Source organism: Cohaesibacter sp. ES.047, from assembly GCF_900215505.1.
Classification (GTDB): Bacteria; Pseudomonadota; Alphaproteobacteria; order Rhizobiales; family Cohaesibacteraceae; genus Cohaesibacter.
This window is the reverse complement of record NZ_LT907844.1, coordinates 2,312,938-2,330,085: the sequence shown is the minus strand read 5'-3', so window position 1 is coordinate 2,330,085 and position 17,148 is coordinate 2,312,938. Positions and strand designations below refer to the sequence as shown.

Below are 17,148 nucleotides of genomic sequence, written 5' to 3'. Positions count from 1 at the left end.
GAAATTTGGCTCTTGATAAATTCCGATCTAGATCTGGCTACGGTGCTGTTGCTTCAGAAGTCCACCTATCTTGTCGGGGCTTTTGCTTTCCTCTACCTGCACATGACGATCCCACGGCCTCACGCCGGATTGCTCACGCTTTTCGCTGCAGTTGTTTTGATGGTTATCGGCTCTACACTTGCAGGTGATGGCCTTTTGGGAAAAGTGCCCTTTTCCATCTGGACGTTCGGCAGCTTTGCAATCGGCATGCTCGGTTACGCAATGACCTTTATCGGATTTCGCGCACTGAACCGGCAGGCATACAATCGACATGATTTTTTGGTGCTCCTGCCCGCACTGGGATTGATTGCAGCCGCGCTGCACACCGAGTTCTACCTGAGCCAGCCGGTTCGGTCGGCCATTTTCAACTTTGTTGCAACAACAACCTTATTTGCTTGCGGCATCGACTTCATTAGAAACAACGACGCGACGGCAAAAAGAGTAAAATATATTCTGGGGGGGCTTTGCGGGCTAGGAGGTTTGCTGTCGCTGATTGCCGGGATTGGCTTCCTGAAGCCTGACATAATGCTGTTCCACCCGGTTACGGCTTTCTTCTACATTATTATCGTCAACTTTTCGATCTTCATGTTTGCGGTGATTTTGCTGGCCGAGCGTGCGATGTGCGCTTTAAAGCTGCAGGCGGAAACAGACGAACTGACGGGTTCCTTCAACCGTCGCTATTTCTTTGAGCATTATCCGCAGGATCTGGCTCCAACCGATGCGGTGATGCTGATGGACCTCGATCATTTCAAGAAGATCAACGACACGCATGGGCATCAGGCAGGGGATGAAATCCTGCGCGAGACGGCGCTGCATATACAGAACGCCTTGCGCAAAGAGGACATTCTGGCGCGCTACGGTGGCGAGGAGTTCATCGCCCTCATCCGCAACGTTGACCAAAGCAAGGCCAAAGACATTGCAGAACGCATCAGGGTCGCTGTTGCCAACCAGGCCATCATGATTGGATCCCAACCGGTTCACGTCACAATCAGTATCGGGATCGCTCATGTTTCGCACGACGGCAGAGTGAGAGGCATTCGGTCTCTGATCAATCAGGCAGACGAAGGTCTCTATGCCGCCAAGAAAAAGGGTCGAAATTGTGTGCATACGGAATGGCGTCTGGAGGCGGCCTGAGCTTGAAATCTCATCACATCCCTTCAAGCCTGCGTGAGAGGGCCATTTTCTGCGCGACAATGCCACAATCACACGGCACAAAGAGGCAAAACCACGATTAGGGAGACCTCTTATGCCTCGACACACAGCATCTCGCTTGAAATCTGTTCTCTTTGCTGCCTCACTCGCTCTTTCGGCTTCTCTGTCCGCCACTCTGGCTGGCCCCAGCCTTGCCGCAGATGATCTGAAGACTGCCATTTTCGCAGGCGGCTGTTTCTGGTGCGTTGAAAGCGACTTCGATCATGTGAACGGGGTCGTTGAAACCATCTCCGGCTATTCGGGTGGCACCACCACCAGGAATGTCACCTATGAAAACCACACAGCGGCCAAACACCTCGAAGTGGTCAAGATCACCTATGACAGCAGCAAGGTGAGCTATGATGAATTGCTGGATGTTTTCTGGCGGTCGGTTGATCCAACAGACGCGGGTGGGCAGTTCTGCGACCGCGGTCACAGCTACACCACCGCCATCTATACGCTGAATGATAAGCAGGCGAAAATCGCCAAGGCTTCGAAGGAGGCGCTCGACAAGGCCGGGACGCTGGGCAAACCGATCGCAACCGAGATCGCACCGGCCGGTCCCTTCTTTGCTGCCGAGACCTACCATCAGGACTATTACAACAAGAACCCGGTCCGCTATCGCTATTATCGCTTCGCCTGTGGCCGCGACAAGACCATCGAGCGGCTTTGGGGTGATCAGGCCCATAGGGGCATCGAGAAATAGGCCAATCTGTCGGCCACAGTCTCTGGCTACGATACGCTTTCCGACCGCCTAAGTCGGGCGGGCGTATCCTGTGGCCGCGACAAGACTATCGAGCGCCTCTGGGGTGATCAGGCCCATAGGGGCATCGAGAAATAGGCCAATCTGTCGGCCACAGTCTTTCTTCGCGATGCGCTTTCCGACCGTCTAGGTCGGGCGGGCGTCAACTCCTTACGATACGCTTTCCGCCCGTCTAGGTCGGGCGGGCGTATCTTGTGGCCGCGATACCCTGCAATTAGCCTCTGTTGATGGGACAAAAGATCGGCTAGCGTAAAACACAACGATCCGAATCCCATCCAAGAGGCGTGCATGAAACTCTATGGCATCAAGACCTGCGATACTTGCCGAAAGGCGCTGAAGGCCTTCGAGGCGGCAGGAAAACCGGTCACCTTCATTGATCTTCGCGCCGACGGGGTGAGCGAAGAGGAAATCGACCGCTGGATCGAGGCGCACGGCTGGGAGGCCGTCCTCAATCGCCGATCCACCACGTGGCGTGGCCTCTGCGACGCAGACAAGACGGATGTGGATGCAGACAAGGCCAAGGCGCTCATGCTGGCCAACCCGACCCTGATCAAACGGCCGGTGTTCGAAGATCAAACGGGCATCACCATCGGATTTGGCAAAGAACAGCAAAAGCACCTGCTGGGCAATTAGTCCTGCCATCTTCTTTTCTTGCTAAAGTCTCTCATCCGCCAAAGGAATGGTCATGATCACCCGGACTCTCTTTGCCGTTTTGGCAGCCGCTTCGATCCTTTTCACCAGCCAGCCGTCGCTTGCGCGCAGTTACAAGGAAATTCGCGATATCACCGTCTGGTGCGACACGGCGATGAACTGCACCTTGTCCCTCGTGCCCGAGACCTATCAAGGAGTGACCAGCCTGTCGGTTTATCGGGCGAACAGGCTCGGGAATGCGCTTTCGGTGCGCATGGCAAGTCAGGTTCCAATCACGCCAGGCACGCGGTTTTTGATCACCATCGATGGAACAGACACCCTCACGCTGATCGCAACGAACAAGGGCATCAGGGAAGATGGAGCAGCCTATCACGAGAGCAATCCTGATGTGGTCGCATGGCTGGTCAAGGCGATGAAAAGCGGCTCGGTTGCAACTGTCAAGATCGACAATGGAACGCAAGCTATGACCAGCCGTTTCTCCCTGTCGGGGAGCGTGGCGGGCATGATCTATATGGATGAGTATCAGGATCTCCTGAACACGTCCTACGCTCTGCAGGTCAAGGGAGACCAGCCCCCGAACCCTCGCATTCCCATCGTGGCACTCCATGGACAATCCCAGATACCGCGTCAGATCTGGCAAACATGGTTCGCCCCGGAAGATGCGCTTTGCCATTTCTACGGCAGCACCGCTGTGCTCGAGTCGGGCGTCGGGTTTCGCCTGACCCTGCACAATGCCGATCTCTATGGCCTTCCCTGCGGTATGGGTGGTGCCTACAATCAGCCCTATGCCTTCTTCACCGTTCCGCTAGACGAGAGCCGCGCCATCACGCGCACCCCGTTTTATATGGACGGCAATGAGAGCAGCAATGCCAATGAAGCCGATGCCTGGAACATCAGCTTTTCCGGCAAGGATTTCATGCTAAAGGGCCTGTTCAAGGGGCGCGGTCTGGGGGATTGCGGTTCGCAATCTGTCTGGCAATTGCATGAAGAAGGCAAGCGCGTGTTCTTCGAGGCGGTCGAGTTTCGCGAAAAAGGCGAATGCGATGGCGTTTATGCTGGCGGGCCCGACAATTGGCCGGTAACCTGGCCCGACTGAGGCAAGCGAGGCTGAGGCAGACGCGACCGAAGCAGGCGAAATAGCGATTTCTGGAAAAGCAGTTGGAGCGGGTGAAGGGAATCGAACCCTCGTCGTAAGCTTGGGAAGCTTCTGCTCTACCATTGAGCTACACCCGCTGACCTGCGCCATATCTAGCACAAAAGTGACCAACCACAAGCGCGATCCTATGGCTTTTTGACACTTTTTTGACAGCGCGTCGGGGATCGCGATCAGCGGGCGTCTTTTTATCTGATTTTCTGCCTTGTGCGAAGCAAATTGTGGATCATGGCCATTGCAGCTTCAGGAGTTCTGCTTATCTTTGTATGGCTTTCACATGCCGGATGGTTCCAAAAATCTCCAGACAGGACAGGACCGGATTGATAATAGGATTGCCCCTGAATGCTTGATCGACTGAACGCCTTGCTCTCCTCTAGCCGCTTCGAGATGGCCATTACCGCCGTGATCATCCTCAATGCCATAACCTTGGGGCTGGAAACCTGGCCCGAAGCCTATACGGCCTTTGGCGGGCTGTTCCGGTTCGTCGATGCTGCCATTCTGATCATATTTGTGGTCGAGATCACTCTGCGCCTGATCGTGCATCGACTGAGTTTCTTCAAGGATCCGTGGTCGATCTTCGACTTTGTCGTGGTGGCCATTTCCCTGATGCCGACGCAGGGCGCCTTCTCGGTTCTGCGCGCCTTGCGCGTGCTAAGGGTGCTGCGTCTGATCAGCTTCGTGCCGTCACTCAAGCGGGTTGTGACCGCCCTCCTTGAAGCCCTGCCGGGGCTTGGCTCCATCGCGTTGTTGCTGGGGTTGCTCTATTATGTGTTCGCGGTGATGGCAACCAAGCTCTATGGTGCCGGTTTTCCGGAGTGGTTCGGCTCAATCGGGGCTTCGGCCTACACATTGTTCCAGATCATGACGCTGGAAAGCTGGTCAATGGGGATTGTTCGCCCGGTGATGGAAACCCATCCGACGGCCTGGCTGTTCTTTGTCCCCTTTATCCTGATGACCTCCTTTACCGTGCTCAACCTGTTCATCGGTATCATTGTCTCGGCCATGCAGTCCGAACATGAAGCAACCGCTGAAGCGGACCGGGCTGCCATTCACGTGGAAACCGAAAGCATGACGGCAGAAGTCCGGGCGATGCGGCTTGAGATTGCCGAAATGAAAGACCTGCTCAAAGCCGACAGGACGCAAGCCTGATGTCTGACGAGACCTCAAACCCGTTACCCCTTCTTTATTCCTTCCGCCGCTGCCCCTATGCCATGCGTGGCCGGATGGGGCTGTGGGCGTCGGGCATCAAGGTAGAATTGCGCGAAATTGTTCTAAGGGACAAGCCAGCGCACATGCTCGAAATCTCGCCCAAGGGCACGGTTCCGGTGCTTCAGTTGCCCGATGGACGGGTCGTTGATGAGAGCCTCGACATCATGCTTTGGGCGCTTGAACAGAATGATCCGCGCGACTGGCTTTCGCCGCAAAGCGGCACGCTTGATGACATGCTGGGCTTGATCGGCGCGATGGATGGAGATTTCAAGGGCCATCTGGATCGCTATAAATATGCCACCCGCTTTGAGGATGCGGACGAAGCCACCGAACGTGATCTGGCGATGAAGGCTCTAACGCCGCTTTTTGATCGACTGGACGCGTCACCGCAGCTTTTCGGTGCGCGCATATCCCTTGCTGACATCGCGCTCTTTCCCTTCGTGCGCCAGTTTGCCAACACCGACAGGGCATGGTTCGACGAGGCTGCGCCCGAGCGGCTGAAGCAATGGCTTGAAGGACATGAGGGGTCGGACTTGTTTGCGCAGATCTTTCGCAAATGGCCGGTTTGGAAACCCGGTGATCCGGTCACCCTGTTTCCTGATGCAGATTGAGGGAAAGCGGTTTCAGGTCAGCTGACCCAACGGCGGATGCGACCTGAGAATTGCGATCCCCGGACCATATCAGCAACGCCCATGCCGACACTGCCCAGCATGGAATGGGCATGCCAGAGCGTATAGATCGGTGTTGACTTGGTGCCGAATTTCGCCTTGTAGGGTTCGTCCCCCACAGCAAGGTCAAACAAGGTCATGCCGCGGTCGATACAGTCACGGGCAATATCCTCGGTCATCAGCAGACCTGGGGAATATTTGCTCATGCGCTGATAGTCGAGCCCCATCATCAGATAGACATAGCGTCCCCGATCAGCGATGCCGAACTGGACGGCGGCGACGCGATCATCGTAGGTGAACTGGTAGGTGCGGGCAAACCCGCTCTCGGCTTCATTGATAGCAAGATCGACATAAAAGTCGAAGGATGCCGGATCCTGCAGCATGTCGAAGCCGGGACGGTCCGCATAGCGGTCCTTGTGATAGACACGCAGATATTCGAATGCCGTGCGGATCTCAATCGGATCGGTCAGCACACGCATCTGCCATTCCCCGTTGCGTAGCATCGCGCGCCGTTTCTTGTCGCGGGACTTGCGCTCGGCTTTGGAAATGGCGGTCTGTCGCCACTCATCATAATCCGGTCCCAACTCAACCGCATGAGCGGAAAAACTGGCCCGCTCCATGTAGGCATTGGGGAACAGGCGCATGATCTCTGGGTTGTCGGCTGGCATGTGCTTGATACGCAGCATGTCGTAGGCCCCGAGGGTCTCGCTCAATTTCACACCAAGCGTTACGGGATCGGGAACCCAGTTCCAAATGTCGGGATGCAGGGTCGGAAGGGCATAGTCGACGAGGCCCAGATTGGCATATTCAAGGATGGTCGCACGCATCTTGCGGCGCGCGGTCAAGGGAACAAGACCGAGCAGACGTCCGGATTGGCTGCACCGCATGATAAGCGTACGCTCTTCGACGCTGGACAGTTTGCGAATGTGTCGCTGCATGGCAGAATGCCACGCTGGATGCTGGAAGGCTGTTACCTCCGCAGCCTGAAACAACTCGCGGTATTCGTCCGATCGATAATCAAAACTTGCAGCTACGCTAAACTCAAGCATCTTGCTCTTCACAACCTGATGGTGTTTTCAATCTTTAGACACCAACTTCACACAGAGAGAATAAGCAAGTGTGAATCCGCGCCATGCAAACTACACAACAATGCGCAATATGGCCCGTTTTCCATGATTGGCGACTGGCATGGTTAATAAAGATTGAGTTCTTCCATGAAGGCGTCAAAGTCTTCCAGAGCAGATTGGGGGCCTTTTAAGGTTATATCGACCCCTTCTTCATGGTAGTTGCGCTCAAGCACCTCAAGGGACAACAGGGTAATCTGTCTTTCTATGTCCGAAGTCTGTTCAAAGCGCCCCGTAGCGGTGCGGGTCTCAATGCGCTCCCAGGTGACCAGATCTGCCCGGTCGATGGCCATGGACGCAGCGCCCGAATAGGCCCGAGCCAAACCACCCGCCCCCAGCTTGGTGCCACCGAAATAGCGCACCACAATCACACCGCAGTTGATGAGGTCGCGCCCGATGAGCACCTTGAGCATCGGCATGCCCGAAGTCCCTGCCGGTTCGCCGTCGTCCTTGGCACCTTCCTCGATGCGGTCGTCGTCATGGATGCAGCGAAAGGCCGTGACGTGATGAGACGCCTTTCTATGCTCGACGCGCAACGCTTCAAGGCGGGCATCAAATGTCTTGATGGGAACGAGAAAAGCCAGAAACCGGGACTTTTTCTCTTCCAGTTCGGCATAGACTTCTTTTTCAATGGTCTTCATCATCAATGGCCTTCGCCGGGATCAGGCCGACCGGAAATGTTTCGACAGTTTCAGCCCTTGTGCCTGATAGTTCGAGCCCATCCCGGCCCCGTAAAGGGTCTCAGGCCGCGCGCGCATGCGCTCATAGGCCAGACGCCCAATAATCTGACCATGCTCCACGATGAAGGGCACTTCATGGCTGCGCACCTCAAGGACGGCACGGCTTCCTGAACCACCTGCTTGAGAATGACCAAAGCCGGGATCAAAGAAGCCCGCGTAATGCACGCGGAACTCTCCGACAAGCGGGTCGAATGGCACCATTTCCGCAGCATAGAGAGGCGGGACATGCACTGCTTCGTTTGATACGAGAATGTAGAATTCGTCTGGATCCAGCACCAGCTCCCCCCGTCCGCGGCCCATGATCGGCTCCCAGAAATCGAGAAGATCCTGCGCGTCGCGGCGATCCACGTCGATCACGGCAGCATGGCGCTTGGCGCGATAGCCCACGACACCGTCTCCGGCAAGATCAATCGACAGGGCAATGCCATCGGCGATGAAGGGATCGCTCGAGGCCACAAGGGTCTCGGCCTGATGCAGGGCCAGATGCTCGGCATCGTCAAGGACCACGCGTCCCTGACGGAAGCGGATCTGGGTCAGGCGGCTACCGGAACGGGCGAGAATGGGAAAGGTCCGGGGACTGACTTCCATATAGAGCGGTCCGGAATAACCCTTGGGGATCTTGTCGAACTGCTGAGATCGGTCGGCGATGACGCGGGTGAAAATGTCGAGCCGTCCGGTTGAGCTCTTGGGATTGGCTGCTGCGGCGATGCCTTCGGGCAGCGTCAGGCTCTCCATCAGCGGCACGATATAAACGCAACCGGTTTCCAGCACAGCTCCCTCACTAAGGTCGATCTGGTGTAGCTGAAGATGATCAAGCTTGTCCTTCACCGTGCGATCCGGACCGGGCAGAAAGGATGCGCGGACCCGATAGGCCGTGCGCCCGAGACGCAGATCGAGGCTGGCAGGCTGGATCTGGTCTCCATCAAGGGGCGTGTCGAAAGCGATGGCCCCCGCGTTCACCAGCGCGGCGATATCCGCGTCATTGAGAATACCGGATCCGGAGAAAGAAAGAAGAGACATGAGACCGCCTGCATGAGTTGACTTGCGCTTGTTTACCAAGTTCGCCGGATCAGTGCAATTGCGGCCGCGTCAAGGCCCTGCAAGAAGCCGTTTGCCTTGCCTTTTGCCCGTCGAACCAACTGCATTTTTCGAGCAAAGCCGCTTCGGCGGCAATTTTCATTCTCATGTCCAAGTAAAATTACCAATGGCACAAACCGTTGCAAGTGCGCGCAAAACGGCATCTGGCTCTAGGATGCATCTTGTTTGGCTTAACTTGCGCTTAAGCTAGAAAACAGTCTTCGTTTGTATAATTTCGACAGTTATGACAAAAATACTTGTTCCATAACAAGCGGTTGTATTCATGAAGACATTCTTTTTAGGCCTTGGCTTTTGCAGTTTCGTGTCCATTGCCATTGCTTCAGTGTATTTCTATGAAGCGAGCCCTGCCTACTCGCTACCTCAGCCGCGCGTCTCTGCACTCGAGCAGAAACTTGCGACCCGGTTGAAGACAGACCTCACGCGCTCACGCCTTGCGCAGAACTCGGTCCAGGTTAAGAATTGCCAAATCACATTCCGCAAACAGACCCGATACGGCTGTCAGAGCGAAAATGAGCACACCTATTCCGAAACGCGCATTGATCTGCGCGAGATCGCCAATATCGATTATTTCGAGACCGCAAACCCAAAATCGGAATATGGCAGCTGGCTAACGTTCGAATTCTCCGACAATTTGCAAAGCCGGATGAAGTCGGCCAACCAAAAGATGTGGAAGTTCCTCGGGAACGGCAAGGGCATCTATGAATCCTTGTGGGCGGAGCATGTCAACGCAGCCGAGAAACGCATTCTCAAAAACATGGCGATCGACAAATTGGGCAGTTATGCGGTGACCAACGAATGCGGCAGCAATGCCCGCCGTATGCATGTGCCTGACGCCAAGCACACCCTGCTCCTGAAGGATCGGGACCGTGAAACAGCGAATAAATTGCAGGCTTACTTTGAGTATTGTTCGTCCAGCTGATGTGCCGGATCGGCTTCGCATTGACACTCTTTGCTGATCGGAGTAAAAACAGGTCCATCGTGGTCATTTGAGCCGGCCGGCTTGCCGCCACGTTAAACAATGTCGCTAAAAGGTCGGGGGATGAATGACTTCGAGCCCGGCCGTGCAGATTGCATCGCTGGGTTTTGTTATATTCAAGGCCCGGTATAGCTAGAAAACTGGATAGACTGATGTCAGACACAAAAAAGCCCGAGGCCTCCCTTCGTCCCGCCACCAAGATGGTTCATGGCGGAACCATGCGCTCCCAATGGGGAGAAACCTCCGAGGCGATGTTCATGACACAGGGCTATGTCTATGACAGCGCCGAAAGTCAGGAAGCCCGCTTCAATGGCGAAGAGCCAGGCTATATCTATTCCCGTTATGCCAACCCGACGATCTCCATGTTCGAAGAGCGCATGGCGCTTCTGGAAGGCGCGGAAGCCGCGCGCGGAACGGCATCCGGTATGGCGGCTGTTTCCTCTGCGATGCTGGCTTGCGTCAAGGCGGGCGATCATGTGGTGGCAGCAAGTGCCCTTTTCGGCTCCTGCCTTTTCATTGTCTCGGAACTGCTGCCGCGCTTTGGCGTCGAATGCACCCTCGTGGATGGCACTGATCTCAGCGCGTGGAAGGCCGCGATGCGCCCCAACACCACCGCCTGCTTCCTTGAAAGCCCGACCAACCCGGTGCTCTCGGTGATCGATATCGCCGGGGTTGCCGAGATTGCGCACGAGGCCGGTGCCAAGCTCGTCGTGGATAATGTCTTCGCCACGGCCCTGTGGCAGAGCCCGCTGGCATTGGGGGCCGATGTGGTTGTCTATTCGGCCACCAAGCATATTGATGGTCAGGGACGCTGTCTTGGCGGTGTGGTGCTGTCGAGCGAAGAGTTTCTGGAAGCCGACTTCAAGGACGTTCACCGTCACACCGGCCCGTCCCTCTCCCCCTTCAACGCTTGGGTCATGCTCAAGAGCCTTGAGACTTTCCCCTTGCGGGTCAAGGCCCAGACGGAAAACGCGCGGATCCTTGCCGACCGCCTTGCCGAACACAAAGCCATCGAGCGGGTGTTCTATCCCGGACGGGCTGATCATCCGCAGGCCGACGTCGTGGCGCGGCAGATGACGGGCGGCTCCACCATGGTGGCGCTCAATGTCGCGGGGGGCAAAGCAAAAGCCTTTGCCCTTGAGAATGCCCTGAAGGTGGTCAAGATCTCCAACAATCTGGGCGATACCAAGAGCCTGATCACCCATCCGGCCACCACCACCCATCAGCGCCTTGATGACGATCAGCTGGCCGCAGCCGGTATCGGCCAAGGCACCTTGCGCCTGTCGCTCGGGCTTGAGGACATCGAGGACCTGTGGGAGGATTTCGAGCAGGCTTTGAGCAGCCTCTAGCCTCTCATTACGGGCTAGATTACTCGGCTCTTTTTGATTGCGCCGGTCTGATCCTGATCAGACCGGTTTTTTGGTTCGGCTGATTTTCTCCTTGCCATCGCACTTTGTGGTCCTGTTACGCTTTTGGTCCGAATCAGCTTCTTGAAAGGACAGCCCGATGGAACCACGGCTTTCTCTCGTCACTCTGGGGGTCACCGATCTTGACCGCTCGGTAGCTTTTTATCGCGATGGCCTTGGCTGGCCGACCAGTCACAAACCGGGCGACGGGGTTGCCTTTTTCAAGACCAAGGGCACCGTCTTTTCCCTTTATCCCATCGAAGGTTTGGCCGATGAACTCCCCGACACGGATTTCAAGCCGGTGGCTGGACCGTGCGGCATCACCCTTGCCCATAACGTGCGCGAAAAACAAGAAGTGGACGCGGCACTGAAGCTTGCCGAAGCTGCAGGGGCCGTGATCCGAAAGCCTGCCGCAGACACCTTCTGGGGTGGCTATTCGGGTTATTTCGCCGACCCGGATGGCTATCTATGGGAAATCGCATGGGGCGCTTTCCCCATCGACGATGACGGGCATCTGGTGCTGCCTTAATCCGCCCCATCGCGCTCGCCGCCCTTTGCTGTGTTCTTTTGCCCGAACACCTGCACCGCCAGAAGAATCCGCGACCCGGTCGTGATGGCGGTGACGGCAGCAAAGCCATAAGCGATCCATGCAAAAGCATCTGGGAAGAGGCAGAAGGCCGCAAAAACCGCATAGGTCTCGCCAGCTTCGGCGAGACCACCGGTAAAATAAAGTGATTTGGAGCCGTGGCTTACCGTGCTCAACTTGTGCTTCTCGGCCATGATGGCGTAGGCCAGAAAGCTTGCTCCATTGGCGTAAAATGCCGTAAGCAGCACGGCTGCCGGAAGCGCATTCTCTGGTCGGGCAACCGCAAAGCCAAGCGGGATGAGACCATAGAAGATAAAGTCGAAGACAATGTCGAGATAGCCGCCAAGATCCGTCTTGCCCTTTACCCGTGCAACCGCGCCATCGAGGCCGTCCATCAACCGGCTGACGAGGAGAATGGCGAGACCGGTCCAGTAGGCCTCAAGGGCAATGGCGGTCGCCGCCGCCACACCAAGCAGAAGACCTGCAAGGGTGATCTGGTTGGCCGTTACGCCAAGACGGGCAAGGCTTTGGCCAAGGGCGTTGACGGGTGGATCGACGAAACGTCGCAAACGGGCATCAAGCAAACTGTCTTCCTGTCATCGGTTCATGGCGTCAGTTCATCGTATCGCTTCCCGCATCCCCATCGGGGCGATACAATCAGCGAAAGCTGCCATCAGAGGTAAATCCTGTTCGCCGGAAATGCCAACCACTTTTGCTCACTTTTTCGCAACAGGGACTTGAAGTTACCCCCCTAATCTGTGATCCCTTCAGCTGTTAAGCTCTGATGACACAGCAAGGATGAAAGCATCGGAAGATGGACGGATTGAAATACAAAGCAATCACCGGTTCGGTGCAGGTCATCGTCGAAACGGAATATGAACCTGACCGCTCCTGTGAGGAAGAGGGCGAGCACTTCTGGGCCTACCATATCGAGATTCACAATCTGGGCCAGAGCGATATCCAGCTCAGGGCCCGCTATTGGCGAATCGTCGATGGCATGGGGCGCGTGCACGAGGTGCGCGGGCGGGGTGTCGTGGGCGAAGAACCGCTGATTGAAGCGGGCGACTGGTACTCCTATAGTTCAGGATGTCCGCTCAGCAGCGATTCTGGCATCATGTCAGGGCATTTCGAGATGGAAGCTGATGATGGCAGCCTGTTTGAGGTGGTGATCCCATCTTTCTCTCTAGACCTGCCTGACCAGATTGTTACTCTGAACTGACAATTCTTACTCGTCCTGAATGTGCGCCGAACCGGGTGCTTGCCTTTGGGCAACAGACAGAAGGCCAAGACGTTCATGTTGCTCGACATTCGACCTGTGCTGATGGTGATAGGGACGTTGCTTTCCGTTCTGGGTATAGCGATGTTCATCCCCGCACTGCTCGATCTCGCTCTTGGTGACAAGCAATGGCGTGTGTTCGCAGCATCCGGTGGTGTCACGGTCTTCGTGGGTGGCGGCCTTTGGATGGCAACCCGCAAGGGGCGCGTCGAGTTCACACGGCGTCAGGCCTTCGTGATGACCGTGTTGTCCTGGACCTCGCTTGCCGCGTTTGGTGCCCTGCCCCTGTTGTGGTCCGGCGCTGCCCCCACCTATACCGATGCCTTCTTTGAAAGCATGTCCGGCATCACGACAACAGGCTCGACGGTCCTGTCCGGGCTTGATCAGATGCAGGCAGGCGTTCTGTTGTGGCGCGGCATCATGCAGTGGCTGGGCGGTCTTGGTGTGATCGTCATGGCGATTGCGGTGTTGCCGATGCTGCAAGTTGGCGGCATGCAGCTGTTTCAGGCAGAGGCCTTCAGCACGGCAGAAAAGATCCTGCCTCGCGCGACACAGATATCGGCTGGCCTCACCGGGCTCTATATAGTCTTCACCGCCGTCTGTGCCCTGCTCTATCATCTGGCTGGCATGACCGCACTGGACGCGATCATTCACGGCATGACGACCGTTGCGACCGGAGGGCTGTCTTCGCATGACAATTCGATCGGTCACTATGACAGCGCTCGCATCGAGATCATCGCCATTGTCTTCATGATCATCGGCTCCCTGCCCTTCATTCTCTATATCCAGGCGCTGCGCGGCCAGATCCTCCGGCTGACACGGGATTCCGAAATCCGGGCTTTTCTGGCAATCCTCGCCTTCTTCACCATCATTGCGTCCTTTTATGCCATCGAGAGTGGTACTTTCGAGGGCCTTGATGCGGTGCGCCATGCAGCCTTCAATGTGGTCTCGGTGGTGAGTGGGACAGGCTATTCCTCCACCGACTATCAGGCATGGGGCCCGTTTTCCCTCGCCTTCTTCTTCTTCATCATGTTCATCGGCGGCTGTCAGGGCTCGACCGCCTGCGGCCTCAAGGTTTTCCGGCTGCAGGTGACGTTCCAGGTACTCAAGCAGCATATCAACCGGATCGTCTTTCCCAACGGGGTGTTCGTGAAGAAATATGCGGGCATGCCTTTAGGTGATGATGTCTCAGCAGCCGTGATGAGCTTTTTCTTCCTTTACGTGGTCAGTTTCCTGGTGCTCGGCATCCTGTTGCAGATGACCGGCCTTGATCTGGTCACCGCGCTGTCCGGCGCCGGAACAGCGATTGCCAATGTGGGACCGGGTGTCGGTCATATCATTGGACCGGCGGGCAATTTTCAGCCTCTCAGCGATGTTGCAAAATGGTTGCTTTCTTTTGGCATGTTGCTGGGACGGCTCGAACTCCTGACCATGCTGGTCCTGTTCTTGCCGCGCTTCTGGATGGAGTAATCTATGGCAAACGACAAACATACCCCGCGCTCTGGCAAATCCTACGATGCTGAGCCCTTCATGGACACTGGACCGCTGTTGCGGCTTTATGCCGCCCGCTGGGTGCTTCTGGTGGCCGTAATCGGCCTTGCCTGGATCACCTATTCGACGGGCAGCGAGCCATGGCGTGCGGCGGTCGTTTTTGCGGTGATCCTGTTTGCGACGGCCTTTTTGCCACGACGGCGCAAGGTGACGCGGCTGAAAGCACGGGCCCAAGCCCGCCGCCTGACAATGGTGCCGGATGTCCATATGCGCAAATTGGCCGCAGCGCTGCCCGATCCCTGCTTCATTCTGGACCGGCGCGGGATCGTCCGCTTCGCCAATGCGCCGGGCGGCACTATCTTCGGCAATGTGAAAGAGGGCGACCCGCTGTCCTTCCGGATCCGGCAGCCGAACATGCTCGCTGCGCTTGACAATGTGCTTGATGGTGGCCCGATCGAGAAGGTCGAATATTCGCTCAAGAGCCACAGCGAACGCGTTTATGAGGCATGGGTGACCCCGATTCACCTGTCAGCCGAGCCGATGGGCGGGGCACGCCCTGACTTCATCCTGTTGTTGCTGCATGATCAGACAGAGCAGAAGAATATCGAACGGATGCGGGCTGATTTCGTGGCCAACGCCAGCCATGAGCTTCGCACCCCGCTTGCCTCGGTCATTGGCTTCATCGAAACGCTACAGGGGCCGGCCAAGGGTGACATCGCGGCAACCGAGAAATTCCTCGGCATCATGCTCGATCAGGCCGAGCGCATGTCGCGCCTCGTCTCGGATCTACTCTCGCTGTCGCGGATCGAGATGAAAGCCCACGTGCTGCCGGACACGCAGGTGGATCTATCGAAGATCATCAGCCATGTCGCCGACGCGCTTGCCCCGCTTGCACGGGATCAGAATGTCACCGTCAACATGTGTGCTTGCGACGACAGCCGCTGGATCGCAGGCGACAGGGACGAGTTGGTGCAGGTATTCGAGAATCTCGTCGAAAACGCCTTGAAGTACGGACAGGATGGGGAAAAAATCGACATCGATTGCAAGAAGATCGTCGATCCGGCAGATGGGCAACTGCATTATGCCGTCAGCATCCGGGATTACGGACAGGGCATTCCAACCGAACATCTGCCGCGCCTCACCGAACGCTTCTACCGCATCGATGTGGCCTCGTCACGTGAGCGAAAGGGCACAGGGCTGGGGCTCGCGATTGTCAAACATATCCTCACGCGCCACCGCGGTCGCCTGCTCGTCAACAGTGTCTCAGGTCTGGGTTCAACCTTTGAGGTGCGTCTGCCGGTTGCCGATTCTGACGATTTGTGACGGTTTTATAAAAGGCAAAAAATTTCCCCATAAGATACAACAGCTTAAACTGTCATAATAATGAAATACTTTTGTCATATCTCCATCATATGGGAGCGATAGTGTCGCGACTGTTCCGATCAGGCGACGCTGTTGCAAGCCCCTCCATAGGCGCTTGCACGGTCTTTGTTCGGCAAATCTCGTGAGCGCCCCGATGAAAACAGGGATTGTTCGCTCTAAAAACTGACTTATGGAGAGGTCAAGTGAAATTCGCATCTTTTGCTAGCGCAGCTGCTCTTGCTGCCACCACCATTCTCGCTGGTACCGCCGCACAGGCACGTGACCAGGTTCAGGTTGCTGGTTCTTCCACCGTCCTTCCCTATGCAACCATCGTTGCTGAAGCGTTCGGCGAAAACTACCCTGACTTCAAAACCCCGATCGTTGAATCCGGCGGGTCTTCCGCTGGCCTGAAACAGTTCTGCCAGGGCACCGGTCCGGAAACCATCGACGTTGCCAACGCATCGCGCGGTATCAAGGACAAAGAAATCAAGGCTTGTGCCGACAACGGCGTAACCGAAATCATGGAAGTCAAAATCGGTTATGACGGTATCGTCTTCGCTTCCGACATCAACGGCCCGGATTTCAAATTCGAACCAATTCACTGGTTCAACGCTCTGGCACCGAAAATCGTAAAAGACGGCAAACTGGTCGACAACACCAACACCAAATGGTCTGATGTTGACGCTTCCTTCCCGGATTGGGAAATCTCTGCTTACATTCCGGGCGAAAAACACGGCACCCGTGAAGTGTTCGAAGAGAAAGTGCTCGCTGCTGGCTGTGAAGCCTCTGGCGCTGCTGCTCTCTACGAAGATGAAGACGAATGCCTGAAAGTTCGCAAGGACGGTAAAGCTGTCGACATCGACGGCGACTACACCGAAACCCTTGCACGCATCGACTCCAACAAAACCGGCATCGGCGTCTTCGGTCTTGCTTTCTACGAAAACAACACCGACAAGCTGAAAGTTGCCACCATGTCCGGCATCGCTCCGAACGCGGCTGTTATCGCTGATGGCACCTATCCGGTTTCCCGCCCGCTTTACTTCTATGTCAAGAAAGCGCATCTGGGCGTTATCCCGGGCCTCAAAGAGTATGTTGACTTCTTCATGTCCGACGACATGACCGGCGAAGGCTCCCCGACCGCTGAATATGGTCTGGTTCCTGCTCCGGCTGCTGAGCGTGATGCTATCCACGCTGCAATCGAAGAAGGCAAAACCCTCTAAGGTTTGAACTTCATAGCCATGCGCGGATTGCCGCGCATGGCTTTTTTTGGGCCAGTACGACATATCGCTACTGGCTTCGCCTCGTCTTAAGCCATGCATTTGGTTCGATCTGACGGGGTGGCGTCGACGAGGCTTTCCTTACCAATGCCCGAACCGTTCCATCATCTCTCGGATCGGATAATCAAAAAACAGGGT

At 56.2% G+C, this 17,148-nt stretch carries 17 protein-coding genes, 1 tRNA gene and 1 riboswitch; of the genes, 13 read left to right on the top strand and 5 right to left on the bottom strand.

From position 1 onward, the window contains the following. Nucleotides 1-12: 12 nt before the first annotated feature. The 4 genes from CPH65_RS10645 (at nucleotide 13) to CPH65_RS10630 (ending at nucleotide 3,740) form a co-directional block, all read left to right on the top strand. Entirely contained in the window at nucleotides 13-1,173 is a 1,161-nt protein-coding gene (locus tag CPH65_RS10645; RefSeq protein ID WP_096173448.1) for a GGDEF domain-containing protein, read from the top strand. A 112-nt stretch (nucleotides 1,174-1,285) separates the two neighbouring features. Further along, entirely contained in the window at nucleotides 1,286-1,936 is a 651-nt protein-coding gene (msrA, locus tag CPH65_RS10640) for a peptide-methionine (S)-S-oxide reductase MsrA (RefSeq protein WP_096173447.1), read from the top strand. A gap of 345 nt (nucleotides 1,937-2,281) precedes the next feature. Next, on the top strand, nucleotides 2,282-2,626 hold the full coding sequence (locus CPH65_RS10635; RefSeq protein ID WP_096173446.1) for an arsenate reductase: 345 nt from the start codon (nucleotides 2,282-2,284) through the stop codon (nucleotides 2,624-2,626). Nucleotides 2,627-2,678: 52 nt separating this feature from the next. Further along, complete coding sequence (locus CPH65_RS10630; protein WP_157747616.1) at nucleotides 2,679-3,740, top strand: DUF1176 domain-containing protein; 1,062 nt, start codon at nucleotides 2,679-2,681, stop codon at nucleotides 3,738-3,740. Nucleotides 3,741-3,803: 63 nt separating this feature from the next. Here the strand turns inward: CPH65_RS10630 and CPH65_RS10625 are convergent. Further along, nucleotides 3,804-3,877 (bottom strand) — tRNA-Gly (locus tag CPH65_RS10625). A gap of 262 nt (nucleotides 3,878-4,139) precedes the next feature. On the opposite strand from CPH65_RS10625, the gene CPH65_RS10620 reads away from it, so the two are divergent. Then, nucleotides 4,140-4,946 carry an ion transporter gene (locus tag CPH65_RS10620; RefSeq protein WP_096173444.1) on the top strand — a complete coding sequence of 269 codons (807 nt, stop codon included), beginning with the start codon at nucleotides 4,140-4,142 and terminating at the stop codon, nucleotides 4,944-4,946. Then, nucleotides 4,946-5,617, top strand: coding sequence for a glutathione S-transferase (locus CPH65_RS10615; RefSeq protein ID WP_096173443.1), 672 nt, complete (start codon nucleotides 4,946-4,948; stop codon nucleotides 5,615-5,617). The genes CPH65_RS10620 and CPH65_RS10615 overlap by 1 nt, the downstream gene beginning before the upstream one ends. 17 nt (nucleotides 5,618-5,634) lie before the next feature. Here CPH65_RS10615 and CPH65_RS10610 read toward each other — a convergent pair whose 3' ends face one another. The 3 genes from CPH65_RS10610 to CPH65_RS10600 all read right to left on the bottom strand — a co-directional run bounded on the left by CPH65_RS10610 (nucleotide 5,635) and on the right by CPH65_RS10600 (nucleotide 8,558). Continuing rightward, entirely contained in the window at nucleotides 5,635-6,612 is a 978-nt protein-coding gene (locus CPH65_RS10610; protein WP_172891501.1) for a GNAT family N-acetyltransferase, read from the bottom strand. Nucleotides 6,613-6,866: 254 nt separating this feature from the next. Continuing rightward, nucleotides 6,867-7,442 (bottom strand): YigZ family protein, encoded by a 576-nt coding sequence (locus CPH65_RS10605; protein ID WP_197704008.1) that lies wholly within the window; start codon nucleotides 7,440-7,442, stop codon nucleotides 6,867-6,869. 18 nt (nucleotides 7,443-7,460) lie between these two features. Next, the gene (locus tag CPH65_RS10600) at nucleotides 7,461-8,558 is read right to left on the bottom strand and encodes a 2'-deoxycytidine 5'-triphosphate deaminase (RefSeq protein WP_096173440.1); all 1,098 of its coding nucleotides are present in this window, start codon (nucleotides 8,556-8,558) and stop codon (nucleotides 7,461-7,463) included. Between the two features lie 340 nt (nucleotides 8,559-8,898). Between CPH65_RS10600 and CPH65_RS10595 the strand changes: the two genes are divergently transcribed. The 3 genes from CPH65_RS10595 to CPH65_RS10585 all read left to right on the top strand — a co-directional run bounded on the left by CPH65_RS10595 (nucleotide 8,899) and on the right by CPH65_RS10585 (nucleotide 11,547). Beyond that, nucleotides 8,899-9,555: a hypothetical protein gene (locus CPH65_RS10595; RefSeq protein WP_096173439.1), complete on the top strand. Its 657-nt coding sequence runs from the start codon at nucleotides 8,899-8,901 to the stop codon at nucleotides 9,553-9,555. A 49-nt stretch (nucleotides 9,556-9,604) separates the two neighbouring features. Then, nucleotides 9,605-9,684, top strand: a riboswitch (SAM riboswitch). Between the two features lie 80 nt (nucleotides 9,685-9,764). Beyond that, the gene (locus tag CPH65_RS10590; RefSeq protein ID WP_096173438.1) at nucleotides 9,765-10,961 is read left to right on the top strand and encodes an O-succinylhomoserine sulfhydrylase; all 1,197 of its coding nucleotides are present in this window, start codon (nucleotides 9,765-9,767) and stop codon (nucleotides 10,959-10,961) included. A gap of 157 nt (nucleotides 10,962-11,118) precedes the next feature. After that, nucleotides 11,119-11,547: a VOC family protein gene (locus tag CPH65_RS10585; RefSeq protein ID WP_096173437.1), complete on the top strand. Its 429-nt coding sequence runs from the start codon at nucleotides 11,119-11,121 to the stop codon at nucleotides 11,545-11,547. Here CPH65_RS10585 and CPH65_RS10580 read toward each other — a convergent pair. After that, a complete protein-coding gene (locus CPH65_RS10580) occupies nucleotides 11,544-12,188 on the bottom strand; it encodes a CDP-alcohol phosphatidyltransferase family protein (protein ID WP_096173436.1) in 645 nt (214 codons plus the stop codon). The genes CPH65_RS10585 and CPH65_RS10580 overlap by 4 nt on opposite strands. Nucleotides 12,189-12,418: 230 nt before the next feature. Here CPH65_RS10580 and apaG point away from each other — a divergent pair, with 230 nt between their 5' ends. The 4 genes from apaG (at nucleotide 12,419) to CPH65_RS10560 (ending at nucleotide 16,953) form a co-directional block, all read left to right on the top strand. Next, the gene (gene apaG / locus CPH65_RS10575; RefSeq protein ID WP_096173435.1) at nucleotides 12,419-12,823 is read left to right on the top strand and encodes a Co2+/Mg2+ efflux protein ApaG; all 405 of its coding nucleotides are present in this window, start codon (nucleotides 12,419-12,421) and stop codon (nucleotides 12,821-12,823) included. Nucleotides 12,824-12,868: 45 nt separating this feature from the next. Continuing rightward, nucleotides 12,869-14,350, top strand: coding sequence for a TrkH family potassium uptake protein (locus CPH65_RS10570; RefSeq protein ID WP_244574593.1), 1,482 nt, complete (start codon nucleotides 12,869-12,871; stop codon nucleotides 14,348-14,350). 3 nt (nucleotides 14,351-14,353) lie between these two features. Further along, complete coding sequence (locus CPH65_RS10565) at nucleotides 14,354-15,694, top strand: ATP-binding protein (protein WP_197704007.1); 1,341 nt, start codon at nucleotides 14,354-14,356, stop codon at nucleotides 15,692-15,694. A gap of 242 nt (nucleotides 15,695-15,936) precedes the next feature. Beyond that, nucleotides 15,937-16,953, top strand: a complete 1,017-nt coding sequence (locus CPH65_RS10560) for a substrate-binding domain-containing protein (protein WP_096173434.1) — start codon at nucleotides 15,937-15,939, stop codon at nucleotides 16,951-16,953. Nucleotides 16,954-17,148: the final 195 nt, after the last annotated feature.

Bases quoted from the DNA above. Each gene is read 5' to 3' on its own strand.
- msrA (WP_096173447.1), top strand. From the start codon at position 1,286: ATGCCTCGACACACAGCATCTCGCTTGAAATCTGTTCTCTTTGCTGCC.
- CPH65_RS10635 (WP_096173446.1), top strand. From the start codon at position 2,282: ATGAAACTCTATGGCATCAAGACCTGCGATACTTGCCGAAAGGCGCTG.
- CPH65_RS10630 (WP_157747616.1), top strand. From the start codon at position 2,679: ATGATCACCCGGACTCTCTTTGCCGTTTTGGCAGCCGCTTCGATCCTT.
- CPH65_RS10620 (WP_096173444.1), top strand. From the start codon at position 4,140: ATGCTTGATCGACTGAACGCCTTGCTCTCCTCTAGCCGCTTCGAGATG.
- CPH65_RS10615 (WP_096173443.1), top strand. From the start codon at position 4,946: ATGTCTGACGAGACCTCAAACCCGTTACCCCTTCTTTATTCCTTCCGC.
- CPH65_RS10610 (WP_172891501.1), bottom strand. From the start codon at position 6,612: ATGCAGCGACACATTCGCAAACTGTCCAGCGTCGAAGAGCGTACGCTT.
- CPH65_RS10605 (WP_197704008.1), bottom strand. From the start codon at position 7,442: ATGATGAAGACCATTGAAAAAGAAGTCTATGCCGAACTGGAAGAGAAA.
- CPH65_RS10600 (WP_096173440.1), bottom strand. From the start codon at position 8,558: ATGTCTCTTCTTTCTTTCTCCGGATCCGGTATTCTCAATGACGCGGAT.
- CPH65_RS10595 (WP_096173439.1), top strand. From the start codon at position 8,899: ATGAAGACATTCTTTTTAGGCCTTGGCTTTTGCAGTTTCGTGTCCATT.
- CPH65_RS10590 (WP_096173438.1), top strand. From the start codon at position 9,765: ATGTCAGACACAAAAAAGCCCGAGGCCTCCCTTCGTCCCGCCACCAAG.
- CPH65_RS10585 (WP_096173437.1), top strand. From the start codon at position 11,119: ATGGAACCACGGCTTTCTCTCGTCACTCTGGGGGTCACCGATCTTGAC.
- apaG (WP_096173435.1), top strand. From the start codon at position 12,419: ATGGACGGATTGAAATACAAAGCAATCACCGGTTCGGTGCAGGTCATC.
- CPH65_RS10565 (WP_197704007.1), top strand. From the start codon at position 14,354: ATGGCAAACGACAAACATACCCCGCGCTCTGGCAAATCCTACGATGCT.